Origin of the sequence: Dactylosporangium sucinum (assembly GCF_014647515.1) — a bacterium.
In the GTDB taxonomy this organism is placed as follows: Bacteria; Actinomycetota; Actinomycetes; order Mycobacteriales; family Micromonosporaceae; genus Dactylosporangium; species Dactylosporangium sucinum.
Genome location: NZ_BMPI01000014.1, coordinates 99,431 through 112,864, shown reverse-complemented (window position 1 = coordinate 112,864; position 13,434 = coordinate 99,431). Strand labels below are relative to the sequence as shown.

Sequence of the window (13,434 nt, the reverse complement as noted above, 5' to 3'; positions counted from 1 at the left end):
CGGCTGTGCGGCAGGCCCTGGCCGTCAGGAGCGCTCGGCGATCGCGCGCAGGCGGTCGACGTACGCGCGCCACCAGGCCTCGTCGACGTCGGGCAGGTTGGGGATCGCGGTGAGCAGCCCGCGTTGCCCGTCGGCCTGCTCGCGCAGGATGTCGAGGTGGCCGGCGTGGCGGGCGGTCTCGGCGGTCATGTGGACGAGCAGCCGGTGCAGCGTCGTCTCCGGCTCGCGCCACCACGGCACGTGGGCCGGGGCGTCCAGCTCCCGGCCGGCGATGCCCTCGTCCGCCCACGCGACGACCCGGCGGTACCGCTGGATGATCGCCTCGGGCGTCTCCTCCTCGGTCGCCCACATGTCGGCGTTGGGCTCGGCCGGCGCGGCGTCGTCCCACCACGGCTCGGGCCAGGTGCGGCCGAGGCCGGCCCCGAAGTACTCGACCTCGATCCCGGCCAGGTGCTTGACGATCCCGAGCAGGTTGGTGCCGGTGGGCGTGCGGGGCAGGCGCAGCTCGCGCTCCGGCAGCCCGTCGACCTTCCACAGCACCGCGTTGCGCTGCTCCCGCAGGTACTCGTGCAGCGTCTCCTTCACGTCCACTCCTTCGGCTCGAAGACGGCGGGGAACCATTCCGCGGGTTCGAGCGCTCCGCCCAGCGCCTCGCGGAGGGCCCGCTCCTCGAACGCGAAGTGCGACGCCATGATGGCGGCCAGCCCGTCGAGCTCGCGGGCCGCCGCGTCCGGGTCGGCGGCCGCCTCGACCCGGGCCAGGAGCATCGCGATGAGCTCGTGGTCCTCCATGAGCTTGCCGACGGCGGGCGCCAGGTCGGGCCGCACGCGCACCAGCTCGGCGAACAGCCCCTCGTCCTCGGCGCGGTGGTGGCTGGTCAGCGCCGCGCAGAAGGCCAGGCAGTGGGCGAGCAGCGGCCGCCCGCCGCGCAGCTCGTCGACCCGGTCCAGCAGCGATCGGTGCACCTCGGCAAGCTGCGCCCGCAGCGCGAGCGCGCGATCACCGTCCCCGTGGTTCATGCACCCATGATCGCATCCCGGCCGGGCGCGACCCGTGGACGCGGCCGGCACCGCGCCGGAACCGGGGTTGCGGGGCGCCGCCCGGATCCCCTTCAATGACCGTCTATGGGTCTGCTCGCGGTGGTCCGCGCACACCGGATCGGGGTCCGCGCCAAGAGGTACGCCGGCAGCGGCGACCTCGAAGCGGCGCAACGGGAGCTGGAGCGGGCGATCGCCGTCGCCGGTGACGACAACGCCCAGGCCATCGCGCTGCGGAGCAACCTGGTCGACGTCCGGCGGCGGCTCGGTGACATCGACGGCGCCCGGGAGCTCGGCGAGCACGTCGCCGAGCTCGCCGGGCGCGTCCTCGGCGAGGAGCACCCGCTCACCCTCATGGCCGTGAACAACCTGGCCCTCACCTGCCAGGCGGCCGGCGACCTCGAGGCGGCCCGGTCGCTGCACGAGCGGGAGCTCGACGCCTGCCGCCGGCTGCGCGGGCCGGAGCACCCCGAGACGCTCACCTCGATGAGCAACCTCGCGATCTGCCTGTACCACCTGGGCGACCTCGACGCCGCCACGGACCTCCTCGAACGGGTCGTGGCGGCGTCCCCGGCGGTCCGGGGCGCCGACGACCCGGCGACCGTCGTGGCCACCGACTCGCTCGGCGCCATGGTCGCCGCGCAGGGCGACCTCGACCGGGCGGCCCGGCTGCACCTGGAGGCGTACGAGACGGCCCGCCGCACCCTCGGCACGACCCACCCGATCACGCTCGACGCCGCCGTCAACCTTGCCACCACCCAGGGCGCGCAGGGCGACCTCGATGGCGCCTACGCCCGCCTGGCCGAGCTGCTCGACACCTCCCGCCGCACCCGCGGCCCGGCCCACCCGGACACCCTCCGCGTCCAGGAGTGCCTGGTCGAGGTGCTCCGGCGGCGCGGCGACCTCGGCGCCGCCCGCGACATGAGCGCCGAGCTGGTCGCCGCGTCGGCCGAGAGCCTCGGCTCCGACCACCCGTCGACCCGCGACCGCGCGGCCACGCACGGCACCCTCGGCGACGGCTGAGCATCCGCGTTCCGACGCCTTCCCGCGGACGGGCGCGCTTGCGCGACACGGTCACCCCGCGGCCACGCGGGCCTACCCGCACCGACCGGCGTCAGCCGAGGGCGCGGGCGGCGGCGGCGCGGTCGGGCGGCAGGCCCTCGCCGCCGGCGGCGCGACCGGCCAGCACCGCTCGGTACCACGGGTTCGGCATCAGCGGCGCGAGCTCGACGAACGCGTCGAGGTCGGCGATCGAGCCGGTCGACCGGGCCCGGTACGCGGCCGCGGCCGCCCGCACGGTCACCTCGGCCGGCGGCGCGAGTGCCTCGCCCCGCCCGGCGAACCCGGCCGCGGCGGCGAAGTCGCCCTCCTCGGCGGCCAGGTCGGCCAGGTCGAGCAGCACCGACCAGTTGCCCGGGTCCAGCCCGACCGCGCGCTCGAACGCCGCGGCGGCCGCGCGCCGGTCGCCGCGGGCGCGGTGGGTGCTGCCCCGGACCACCTCGGTGAGCGCCACGCGCCCGGCGGCGTCGGCCCGGTCGCACAGGGCGAGCGACGCGTCGGTCATCCCGCACGCGCGCAACAGGATCGCCATGCGGGCCATCGCCTCCGGCAGCGGATCGCGCGCCGTCACCGCGTCGATCGCGGTGAACCAGGGCGCCAGCCGCTCGCGCATGTCGTCGCTGTCGAGGTCGTGGCCGAAGTCGAGCAGGCACATCGTGGCATCGGCGAGGGCCGGGGCGCCCACGGTACCGAGGAATCGTCCGCTGCCGAACCAGGGTGCGCCCGCCCAGGACACCTGCGGGCTCTGCCCGGTCAGGGTGCCCATCGCGAGCGCGGCGCGGTCCATGTCGCCGTCGACGAAGCGCAGGTAGGCGTCGGCGAGCACGGTCGGCAGCGTGTCCGGCCGGGCCACGAGCCGGGCGACCTCGTCCGGGTGCTGGTCGCGCAGCTCGGCGATCTCCGCGTACGGCTCCGGGTCGTGCGGGGCCTGCGCGACGGCGGCGGCGAGGTGCCGCAGCGCCTCGGCCGGCGACCCGCCACAGTGCGCCATCACCTTCGCCAGCGACATATGTACATGATCGCGCAACCGTGCGGCCGGCAACAGTACGCGTTAGCGTGTTAACCGTGAGCCGAACCGCCGTGCTGGTCTGCCAGGGCCGCGCCGCGGCCGACGGGCGCCTCGCCCCCGGCCGCTTCGCCGATCCTACCGCGATGACCCTGCTCGACCCGGCCGACCGCGAGCCGGTCCGCCGGGTGCGCGACGAGGCCCCGCCGGGCGCGTGGAAGGAACGCGTCGACTACGAGACCGTGCGGGCGAGCGCCGAGCTGATCGTCCCGCGGACCGTCGCGATCGACGACGCCGTCCGCGCGCACCCGGCCCCGCAGCTGGTCATCCTCGGCGCCGGGCTGGACGGCCGGGCCTGGCGCATGCCGGAGCTGGCCGGCACCGCGGTCTTCGAGGTCGACCGGCCCGGCACCCAGCGCGAGAAGCGCGAGCGTGCCGCCGCACTGGAGGGCCCGCCGCCGGTGTACGTCCCGGTCGACTTCGGCCGCGACCGGTTGCGCGAGGCGCTGCCGGCCGCGGGTCACCGCCCCGGCACCCCCACGACCTGGGTCTGGGAGGGCGTCGTCGCGTACCTCACCGAGGCGCAGGTGCGCTCCACCCTCGCCGACGTGGCCGACCGGTCGGCGCCGGGCAGCCGGCTGATCGTGAACTACCAGGTGCCGGCGGTGTCGACCGGCCTGGGCCGGGCCGTGGCCCGGCTCATGGCGGCGTCGACCGGCCGCCGCAGCGTCTGGGCCCGCGAGCCGTGGCGCTCGACCTGGACCCCGGCGTCGATGGCCGCCCTGCTCACCGGGCACGGCTTCACCGTGGCCGCCGACGAGGACCACCTGACCGCGGCCCGCGCCCTCGGCACGCCGACCCGCCACGCCCGCTCCCTGCGCCACGGCCGCGTCGCGGTCGCCGACCGGTAGGGGCCGATCTCAGGGTCGGTTCCCAGGTTTCCCCCGACGCCGCCCGCGGCGTCGCCGCCCACACTGGGGGCATGACCGTCCACCGCATCTTCCGCGTCGTCGGGGCCGCCCTGGCGGGCGCCGTCAACGCCACCGACGAGGCCGTCCCGCCCGCCGACCCGCGCGAGGTGCGCGCACTGCTGGCCGAGGTGGGGCTGCTGCGCCCGGGGGCGTTCGACGCCCAGGTGAGCCAGGCGCTGCGCCGCTTCCAGGCCCGGGCCGGCCTGCCGGTCGACGGCGTGGCCGGGCCGCGCACCGTGCACGCGCTGACCCGCTACGCCCGCGAGGCCCGCCACCTGCGCTCGCTCGGCGTGGCGGCGTGACCGGGGACACCGGCCCGGTGAGCCCCGGCCCCGGGGCGCTGCTGGCCGTGCTCGCCGACGCCCGCGCGATGCTGGCCCGCCCGGGCAACGACTTCTCCTGGTCCTCCTTCGCCGACGCGCAGACGGCCCTGGCGGAGCTCGACGCGTTCGCCGCCGCCGTCCGCTCCGGCGTCGCGACCCCGGCGGGCCTGCCGGTCCTGTTCGCCCCGACCGGCCCGATCCAGGAGGTCGCCTTGTCCAGCGGCTGGGGCGACGAGTTCCTGGAGCTGGCCGGCCGTTTCGACGCCGCCTGACCGCGTCCGGTTTCGTGATCGCCGGTCCAGGCAATCACGGTCATGCGTTCGTTCGGCGCCCTGACTGCGCCGGCGGCGCACCGGCGGCCCGGCGCCGGGCCGAAGTCGCAGGTCGGGGACGTAAACCTGGCAGGGTCCCCACGTTGTTGTTAGGTTGATGAGCATCGACGATCCGAGAAGGCCCGTCGCGGGCCGCGCGCAGGTGCCTGGTCCACGACCAGGGGCCGGCGAGTCGTTTGAGCAGGGCGGTCCCGTCAGTGCGCGCCCGCCGGGCGGGCCGGTCGCGGCGCGGGCGTCGGTGCCGGTCTCGCCGCCGCCGGGCGCGGCCGGGCGGGCCAGTGTCGGGCCGCCGCCCGGTGCGGCCGGCCGGGCGAGCGTCGCGGCGGCCGACGATCCGCCCGCCGGCGGCAGTCCCACGGCCAAGGCGAAGCGGCGCCGCCGGCGCAACATCGTCATCGCCTCGATCGCGGCCTTCATCATGATCGCGGGCCTCGGGCTCGTCGCCGGGACGTACTACTTCGACACCGTCGCGCTGCCCGAGGACATCAGCATGGAGCAGTCGACGACGATCTACTACGCCGACGGCACCACGCCCATGGCCCGCATCGGCGACAAGAACCGCACGGTCGTCACCATCGACCAGATCCCCGACCACGTGCAGAAGGCGGTCGTCGCCGCCGAGGACAACACGTTCTACACCAACGACGGCGTCGACTACAAAGGCGTCCTGCGCGCGGCCTGGAACAACATCACCGGCGGTGACCGGCAGGGCGCGTCGACGATCAGCCAGCAGTATGCGCGGCAGTGGGCCGAGCTCGAAGGCGTCACCTACGCCCGCAAGCTGCGCGAGGCGGTCATCGCGCTCAAGCTGAACCAGCAGTACGAGAAACCCAAGATCCTCGAGATGTACCTCAACATCGTGTACTTCGGCCGCGGCGCCTACGGTATCCAGGCCGCCGCGCAGGCGTACTTCAGCAAGTCCGCGAAGGACCTGACGCCGGCCGAGGGCGTGGTCCTGGCCGGGATGATCAAGAGTCCCGACGGCACCGGCAAGGGCAGCCCGTTCGACCCGACCGTCGACGCGAAGCAGGCGCACGAGCGGTTCGACTACATCAAGCGCCAGATGATCGACCTGAAGTTCGTCTCCGCCGCCGACGCCGAGACGGTGCTCGCCTACCCGCAGAAGGTCAACACCGCCGCCGAGACGCGCCAGCAGGCGGCCTCGACCACCGGCAGCATGGACAAGCCCGAGGGGCTCATCGTGCACCACGTGCTCGGCGAGGTCGCGGCGCTCACCGACCCGAGGACGGGCAACCTGCTGTACGAGGGCGAGGACCCCGACGGCAAGAAGAACTTCGACAAGATCCGCAACGGCGGCCTGAAGATCGTGACGACCGTCGACCAGCGGATCCAGCAGATCGCGGTGCGCGAGGCCAGCCGCAACAAAGAGTCGAACATGAACGACCAGCCGCCCAACCTGCAGGCCGCGCTCGTCGCGGTCGAACCGGGCACGGGCGCCGTCAAGGCGTACTACGGCGGCGACAACGGCAGCGGCAACGACTACGCCGGCTACTACCGCGACCCGGTGCTCGGCAACGGCGACCCGTCGTGCTGCTTCGGTCACCCGCCGGGCTCGACGTTCAAGGTGTACACGCTGGCCGCCGGCCTCATTGAGGACTACAAGACCGACTCGTACTGGAACGGCGAGTCACCGCAGGAGTTCCCGAAGAGCGGCCGCGGCAAGGACAACCCGGTGCGCAACGCCGGCGAGGGCACCTCGCCCGACTGCAAGTCCGGCTCGGGCAAGTGGTGCACGCTCGAAGAGGTCACGGTGAAGTCGCTCAACGTGCCGTTCTTCGCGCTCTCCGAGCTGATCGGCCGGGACAAGGTGATCGACGTCGCGCGCGCGGCCGGCATCACCGAGATGTGGGCGACCGTCGACGGCAAGCCGAAGCGGGTCGACCTGACGAAGATCGACGGCGCGGCGGCCGCGAAGGACTTCTTCTCCAACGAGGTGGCGTTCGGGCAGTATCCGGTGACGGTCCTCGACCACGCCGGCGGCATCGCCACGTTCGCCGCCCGCGGCGCGGCCGCGAAGACCCACTTCCTCAAGGAGGTGTGGACGGGCGGGAAGAAGACGTACGCCGAGGTCATCAAGCCGGTCCGCATCCCCGGCTTCACGGTCGAGATGTCCGACGACCTCAACGCGGTCCTGCAGGGCGTTCCCGAGCACTACAAGCTGTCGATGTCGGGCAAGCGGCCGGTGGCCGGCAAGACCGGCACGTGGCAGCTGCGGGACAGCAAGGACAACGCGCACGCGTGGATGGTGGGCTACAGCGCGTACGATCCGGGCAAGAAGTCCGTCGGCCTGGCCGCCGCCGTCTGGGTCGGCAACCGGGGGGACGAGGAGAAGATCGTCAAGAAGGGCGGCACGCCCATCATCGGCGGCAACCTGCCCGGCCCGATCTGGCGCGACTTCCTGGACGCCGCCCTGACCGCGGTGAAGATGCCGATCGTCAGCTTCCCGCCCCGGCGCGGCACGGGCAACAAGGACGTCGGCACGGGCGTCTCGCCGCAGGGCAGCGCCCCGCCGACGGTGAACCCGTCGACCGACGCGAGCCAGCCGGGCCAGCCCGGCCCGAGCCGCAGCCCGGAGAAGCCCGGCCCGAGCAAGAGCCCGGCGAACAGCCCGAGCCCGAAACCATCGCAGAGCCGCAAGAACTGACACCACGTCGAGCGGGGACGCGGCGCCCACGACGGCCGCCGCGCCCCCCCGCCGCGATCCGGTCGTGCCGGCGCGTCAGTCGTCGAAGTCGAAGCCCTCCGCCTCGGCCGAGCGGACCAGGTCGCGCATCCGGGCGGCGTCGTTGGCGACGGCGGCGATGGCGGTGCCGAGCTCCTCGAGCGCGGCCCTGTCGGCGCCGTACGCGCAGAACATCCCGGCCTCGGGGTCGTACCCGAACCGCCCGTCGAGGCCCGGCTTGTCGTGGGCGACCAGGTAGCGGGCGACGCCCTCCCAGAAGTACCCGCCGGGCTCGTGCCCCAGCTCCTCGACGACGCCGTCGACGTCGGTCGTGCCCGCGGTGAGCAGCAGCGAGTACTTACCGGGGTCGGTCTCGATCAGCTTCAGTGGACGCATCGCCGTAGCGTACGACGGCCCGGCCGGTCCCCGCGCCCGCGTCCTCCGCACATTCAGGTGAGGTCGGGTGCCCGGCCTCCCGCCACGCTTGGTGCCGTGACGGCGATCATCCGCTCCCGGCCGGCGCCGGCGGGACGAGCCCGACCGAGATCCCGCATGGCGCCGCTGATGGGGCCGGCGATCGTCGCGTCCATCGCGTACGTCGACCCCGGCAACGTCGCCACGAACCTCGCCGCCGGCGCCACCTCCGGCTACCTGCTCGTCTGGGTCGTCGTCGCCGCCAGCGCCGTCGCCATGCTCGTGCAGTTCCAGGCCGCGAAGCTCGGCACCGCGACCGGGCGGAGCCTGCCTGAGCTGTGCCGCGAGCGCTTCCCCCGCTGGGGCAACCGGCTGCTGTGGCTGCAGGCCGAGCTGGTGGTGCTGGCGACCGACCTGGCCGAGTTCGTCGGCGCCGCGATCGGCCTGCAGCTGCTGTTCGGCATGCCGGTCGCGCTGTCGGCCCTCCTCACCGCCGGGCTGTCGCTGCTGCTGCTGGAGCTGCGCCGCCGCGGCCGCACCCGCCGGTTCGAGCTGGCCACCGCCGCCGCCCTGGTGCTCATCGGCGCCGGGATCGGTTACGACCTGGTCGCGGTCGGCCACCAGTCGGCCGCCGGTATGGCCGGCGGCCTGGTGCCCCGGCTCGGCGGTACCGAGTCGATCCTCATCGCCCTCGGGATCGTCGGGGCCACCGTCATGCCGCACGCCATCTACCTGCACTCGTCCCTCGCGCAGCAGCCGGGCCGCTCCGCCGCCGTCGCCCGCCGCCGGCCCGGCCTCGTGCGCAGCGCGCTGCGGCTGGACTGCGGGCTCGCCCTCGGTACCGCCGCCCTCATCAACGTCGCGATGATCGCCCTCGGCGCGGGCCTCGGCTCGCTCACCGGCGGCACGTGGACCGGCGACCTGCACGCCGCGCACGCCGAGCTGGCCGCGCGCGTGGGCGGTGCGGCGGCCCTCGCCTTCGCCGTCGCCCTGCTGACGTCGGGCGTGTCCTCGTCCGGGATCGGCACCCTCGCCGGCGACGTGATCATGCAGGGCTTCCTGGGGCGCGGGATCCCGGTGTACGGCCGCCGCCTGCTGACCATGGCCCCCGCCGTGCTCGCCCTGCTCCTCGGCGCGCCGCTGAGCACCCTCCTCGTCGTCAGCCAGATCGTGATCTCGCTCGGCATCCCCGTGGCGCTGTTCCTGCTGGTCCACTTCTGCCGCGACGGCGCCCTCATGGGACGCCTGGTCAACGCGGTCGCGACCACACGGATCGCGATGGGCGCCAGCCTCGTCGTGGCGGTCGTCGGCCTGTCCCTGCCACTGCTGTTCCTGGCATGAGCGACGTCCGCTCCGCGCGGCGCAAGCTCGGCGGGTTCGCCGCCGCCGCGGTGGTCGCGGCCGGGGCCGGCGCGCCGCCCGTGACCACCCTGTCGCTGCTGTTCGCCTGCGCCGCCATCCCCGTCGCCGTCGGCCTCCGGGGCGGCCGCACCCAGCTGCGAGCCCTGCTCCCGCCGGTCCGAACGGCCCGCCGCGGCCGGACCCGGGAGGTCGCCGGGCGGCCCGAAAACGCGTTGCCGGGCCCGCTTCCCGGGCCTACGTTGGCGGACACCGGCAACGACGAGCGGAACGAAGGAGGGCGGCCATGACCCGGCAGCGGCGAATGCCCAGCGGCGCGTCCGCCCTGACCTGGGCCGGCCCGACCGCCCGCGGCTGAGGCACGGCTCGGCCGCCCCCGCAGGCTGAGCGTTCGGCTGCTCGGTCGCCCCTCATAAGGGCGAAGTGCCCGGTTCGACACCGGGGCCTGCGACTCGTCCGGAAAGCTGCACCGGTCCGGATCGCCGGGTGCTTCAATGGTGCTTCAATGTCCCGGTGACGCTGCCCGACCCCGAACGCTCGCGGGCGGTGCTGGTCGGCGCGGCGGCGTACGAGCATCTGGAGCAGCTGCCGGCCGTCCCGGCCAACCTGCGGGCGCTGCATGAGCTGCTCACCGACCCTGCCGTGTGGGGACTGCCGCCGGAGCACTGCGTCGTGGTCGAGGATCCGGCGTCGACGGACGCGATCCGCGACGCCCTGCACGAGGCGGGCCGGGACGCGTCCGACGCGCTGGTGTTCTACTACGCCGGCCACGGCGTGGTGGACCCGGACGGGCTGGACCTCTACCTCACCACCCCGCGGACCAGCCTGGAGCCGATGCACGCGGCGGTGCGCTACGACGACGTGCGCCGGCTGGTCGCGTCGGCGCGGTGCGGCGCGAAGGTGGTGCTGCTGGACTGCTGCTACAGCGGTCTGGCCCTGGCCGGTGCGATGGGCGACGCGACGCAGGTCGTCGACCGGGTCAGCATCGACGCGAGCTACGTCATGACCGCCACCGCGGAGACCCGGCTGGCGCTCGCCCCGCCCGGCGAGCCGTACACCGCCTTCACCGGCGAGCTGGTCGGCGTGCTGCGCAACGGCCTGCCCAACGCGGCCGAGCTGCTGGAGATGGGCGGCATCTACTGGCAGCTGGTCCGCAACCTCACCGACAAACAGCGTCCCACGCCGCAGGCGCGGGCCCGCAACCTCGGCCACACGATCGCCATCGCGCGCAACCGCGGCCGCGTCGCCGACGGCACGATGCCGCCGGCAGCCGTCGAAGCGCCCGTCCCGGCGCCGCCGGTGCCGCCGCGCCCCGCCGACGAGGCCCTGCGGATGGCCCCGGCCCGGCTCCTGGAGACGACCGGCCGGGTGCTGCGGGACGTCGGGGCGGAGACGGCGAACCGGCTGCTCGCCGCGCACGCCGCCCACCGCCAGGTCCAGGAGGTGGCCGCGCTGCTCGCGCTGATGCAGCCTTCCGAGGGCCGGCCCGGTGACGGCCCGGGCGTCGAGGCGGTGCTCGCGGCAGCGGCGCGGCGGACGCCCGCCGAGGTGGCCGAGCTGGTCGCCGACCTCGCGGAGCTCGGCGTCGAGGGCTTCGCCGGGCGGCTGGTCGCGCTCGCCGGCGGCAACGACGCCACCTCGGTCGTGGCCCTGGCCACGCTGCTGCACGACCCGGCCAGGGCCGGGCTGCTCGACGCGGCGGCCCGGGCCCGCGCGGGCCGGCCGGCCGAGCTGATCGCGTTCATCGCGGCGCTGCAGACCTCCGACCTGGCGCCCGCCGTCGACGGGTTCGTCACCGGCCTCGCCGGCGTGATGCCCGCCGCCGACGTGCTCGCGCTCGCCGACGCGCTGCGCGACGCCAACCACGACGACGCCGCGTTCCGGCTCTACTCGGCCGCCGCAGACGCGCTCGTCGAGCGCCCCGCCCCGGCCGTGGCCGGGATCGCCGCCGCGATGCTCCGCGCGGGCCGGTCGGGCGCGGCCCGGGCGCTGCTGGACCGGCTCGCGGACCGGGCCTCGGACGCCGATCGGGCTCATCCGGTACTGCTGGCGCTGTGGGCGGAGGGCCTGACCGCGCAGGCCGCCCGGCTGCTGACGCATGTCGCCGGGCGGCTCGCGGCGGACGAGCTGCCGCGGCTGGCGGACGAGCTGCGCTTCGCCGGCCGCCCGGCCGACGGGCTGCGCCTGCTGCTGGAGGCCGCGACGTCGGGCGAGCGGCTGGTCCGGTTCGCGGCGCACCTGCACGCGGCGGGCCGCCCGATCGACGGCAACCGCCTCCTGGACGGCCGGTTCGACACCCTGCCGGCCCCCGACCTCGCCACCGTCGTCCTCGCCGTGGCCCGCGAGGTGAACGAGACCGCGGCCCGCCGCCTGCTCGACCGCGCGCCCGGCCTGGACGGCCCGCACCTGGCCGGGCTGCTCCACGGCCTCGCCCGCGCTGGGGAGCAGCACGGGCTGCTGGAGCGCCTCGACCGCCTCGTCGTCGACCGGGTGACCGTCGCGGGCGCCGCCCCGGCGCTGGTCGAGCTGCTGCGGCTCGGCGACCGCGCCGGCGTCGAGCGGCTGCTGCGCCGGGCCCGGGAGGAATGGTTCGCCGATCCGGAGGCGGCCCGGCGGGCGTTCGCGGCCGGGGGAGCCCAGCGGGCCGGGGTCGCGGCGGCGAACGCCCAGCTGCTCATCGCGTTCGCGGCCGTCGCGGCCGAGCCGTCCCCGGACCGCCTGCTGGAGGCGTTCGTGGCGGGCGACGAGCGGCGGATCGGCGTGCTGGCCCGGCGGCTGGTCGAGGCCGGACCGGTGGTGGCCGTGGAGTTCCTGGACCGGCTCGACCCGCCGACGGCCGACGCCCTCGCGACGCCGCTGGTCCGGTCCGCGCTGTCGCTGCGGGCGCCGGGCCTCGTCGCCGCGTACGAGATCGTCGAGCTGCGGTGGCGGGGCGGGCGGGGCCCCGAGTTCGCCATCGTCGTGGCCCACGGTGTCCGCCCGCCCGACGTCCCGCCGCTGCTGGCGGAGCTCGCCGGCCGGCCCGGCGGCGAGCGGTCGGCCCGGTCGATCGCCCGGCACGTGCTGGACCGGGGGAACGGGCCGGACCGGATTCCCCGCGACGTGACGCACGCCGCACGGCTGGTGCGGGTCGCAGCCTGGGCGGCGCAGTCCGCGCCGGACCTGCTCGACCTGATGCCCTGGCTGGTGGGCCGCCCGGCGTCGGCCGCCGCCGTCGCCTTCCAGGTCGCCCTGGCCCGCCGGCCGGAGACGGGCGTGGCGGCGACCGACGCCGTGCGGGCCCGGCTGGGGATCCCGCCCGGCGAGGCGGTGCTGCGCGCCTGGCCGCTCGGTGACCGGGGCTTTCTCGCGTTCACCGATCAGGCGGTCAGATACGCCTGGCTCGACGAGCCCGTCGGCGAGCTGCGCTACCCGGCGATCGCCGGCGGTACCTTCGAGCGGCCCGACGGCGTGACCCTGACCGGCGAGCTCGCGGACGGCCGGGCGCTGGCCTGGCGGCTGGGGACCTCGCCGGCCAGGGTGCCGATCGACCTCGAGGAGTTGCTGGGGGAGGTCGCCGAGCTGATCGTGGCGGGCGAGCCGGATCAGTCCTCGGTGGACGGGCGGACGACCTCGATCTCGAAGGCGTAGCGGTCGCCGCGGTACGTGGAGATGGCCCGCTCCACCGGGCGGTCGCGCTGATCGTAGGTCGTGCGCTCGACCAGCAGGGCCGGGCTGAACGGCGGGACCTCCAGCAGCGCCGCGGTCTCCTGGTCCAGGACCGTGGCGCGGATGGACTGCTCCGCCCGGACCAGGCGGATGTGGTAGCGGTCGCGCAGCAGGTCGTAGAGGGAACCGTCCAGTGGCTGGTCCAGCAGGCCCGGGACGGACAGGTAGGAGTGCTCGACGCACATCGGGACGCCGTCGGCCGTCCGGACCCGCTCCAGGTGGACCACCTCCTGCGCCGGGCTCAGCCCCAGCGCGAAGCCGACCGCGGCGCCGGCCGGGAGTGACTCCGCCGTGCGCAGGTGCGAGCCCGGCTGCAGGCCGCGGCGGCGCATGTCGTCGCTGAAGCTGGTCAGCTCGATGCTCTTGGTGATCGGCGGGCGGGCCACGAACGTGCCGGCGCCGCGGACGCGGTAGACCAGGCGCTCGTTCTCCAGGCGCTCCAGGGCCTGAAGGTCATCACGTTCGAGTTCTCCCACTTCCTCAGCCCCAACTCGGTCTGGCCGGCGGCCCGCAACCTCTACGACCGCTACACCGAGTACGTG

Annotated in this window: 13 protein-coding genes; 8 read left to right on the top strand and 5 right to left on the bottom strand. The window is 75.3% G+C overall.

Annotated elements, in window-relative coordinates; all coding sequences use genetic code 11:
• Positions 1-24: 24 nt before the first annotated feature.
• Positions 25-585 (bottom strand): DinB family protein, encoded by a 561-nt coding sequence (locus tag IEZ31_RS16590; RefSeq protein ID WP_229835235.1) that lies wholly within the window; start codon positions 583-585, stop codon positions 25-27.
• Positions 582-1,019: a hemerythrin domain-containing protein gene (locus IEZ31_RS16585; RefSeq protein ID WP_190250755.1), complete on the bottom strand. Its 438-nt coding sequence runs from the start codon at positions 1,017-1,019 to the stop codon at positions 582-584. Before IEZ31_RS16585 ends, IEZ31_RS16590 begins: the two co-directional genes overlap by 4 nt.
• A 105-nt stretch (positions 1,020-1,124) precedes the next feature.
• Here IEZ31_RS16585 and IEZ31_RS16580 point away from each other — a divergent pair, with 105 nt between their 5' ends.
• Positions 1,125-2,060, top strand: coding sequence for a tetratricopeptide repeat protein (locus tag IEZ31_RS16580; protein WP_190250754.1), 936 nt, complete (start codon positions 1,125-1,127; stop codon positions 2,058-2,060).
• Positions 2,061-2,151: 91 nt separating this feature from the next.
• On the opposite strand, the gene IEZ31_RS16575 is transcribed toward IEZ31_RS16580, so the two are convergent.
• Entirely contained in the window at positions 2,152-3,105 is a 954-nt protein-coding gene (locus IEZ31_RS16575) for a hypothetical protein (protein ID WP_190250753.1), read from the bottom strand.
• 56 nt (positions 3,106-3,161) lie between these two features.
• On the opposite strand from IEZ31_RS16575, the gene IEZ31_RS16570 reads away from it, so the two are divergent.
• From IEZ31_RS16570 to IEZ31_RS16555, 4 genes are all read left to right on the top strand, one after another.
• Positions 3,162-4,013 (top strand): class I SAM-dependent methyltransferase, encoded by an 852-nt coding sequence (locus IEZ31_RS16570; protein WP_229835233.1) that lies wholly within the window; start codon positions 3,162-3,164, stop codon positions 4,011-4,013.
• A 71-nt stretch (positions 4,014-4,084) separates the two neighbouring features.
• Positions 4,085-4,375, top strand: a complete 291-nt coding sequence (locus IEZ31_RS16565; RefSeq protein WP_190250752.1) for a peptidoglycan-binding protein — start codon at positions 4,085-4,087, stop codon at positions 4,373-4,375.
• Entirely contained in the window at positions 4,372-4,668 is a 297-nt protein-coding gene (locus tag IEZ31_RS16560) for a hypothetical protein (protein ID WP_190250751.1), read from the top strand. The genes IEZ31_RS16565 and IEZ31_RS16560 overlap by 4 nt, the downstream gene beginning before the upstream one ends.
• A gap of 157 nt (positions 4,669-4,825) precedes the next feature.
• Positions 4,826-7,393: a transglycosylase domain-containing protein gene (locus IEZ31_RS16555; protein ID WP_190250750.1), complete on the top strand. Its 2,568-nt coding sequence runs from the start codon at positions 4,826-4,828 to the stop codon at positions 7,391-7,393.
• A gap of 75 nt (positions 7,394-7,468) precedes the next feature.
• On the opposite strand, the gene IEZ31_RS16550 is transcribed toward IEZ31_RS16555, so the two are convergent.
• Positions 7,469-7,807: an Imm51 family immunity protein gene (locus IEZ31_RS16550; RefSeq protein WP_190250749.1), complete on the bottom strand. Its 339-nt coding sequence runs from the start codon at positions 7,805-7,807 to the stop codon at positions 7,469-7,471.
• Positions 7,808-7,963: 156 nt separating this feature from the next.
• Between IEZ31_RS16550 and IEZ31_RS16545 the strand changes: the two genes are divergently transcribed.
• From IEZ31_RS16545 to IEZ31_RS16535, 3 genes are all read left to right on the top strand, one after another.
• Positions 7,964-9,166: an Nramp family divalent metal transporter gene (locus tag IEZ31_RS16545; RefSeq protein ID WP_190250748.1), complete on the top strand. Its 1,203-nt coding sequence runs from the start codon at positions 7,964-7,966 to the stop codon at positions 9,164-9,166.
• A complete protein-coding gene (locus IEZ31_RS16540) occupies positions 9,163-9,474 on the top strand; it encodes a hypothetical protein (protein ID WP_190250747.1) in 312 nt (103 codons plus the stop codon). The genes IEZ31_RS16545 and IEZ31_RS16540 overlap by 4 nt, the downstream gene beginning before the upstream one ends.
• 223 nt (positions 9,475-9,697) lie before the next feature.
• Positions 9,698-12,814, top strand: coding sequence for a caspase, EACC1-associated type (locus IEZ31_RS16535; protein ID WP_190250746.1), 3,117 nt, complete (start codon positions 9,698-9,700; stop codon positions 12,812-12,814).
• Here the strand turns inward: IEZ31_RS16535 and IEZ31_RS16530 are convergent.
• The gene (locus IEZ31_RS16530) at positions 12,769-13,368 is read right to left on the bottom strand and encodes a GntR family transcriptional regulator (protein WP_229835232.1); all 600 of its coding nucleotides are present in this window, start codon (positions 13,366-13,368) and stop codon (positions 12,769-12,771) included. The two genes, IEZ31_RS16535 and IEZ31_RS16530, sit on opposite strands and share 46 nt — an antisense overlap.
• Between the last annotated feature and the right edge of the window lie 66 nt (positions 13,369-13,434).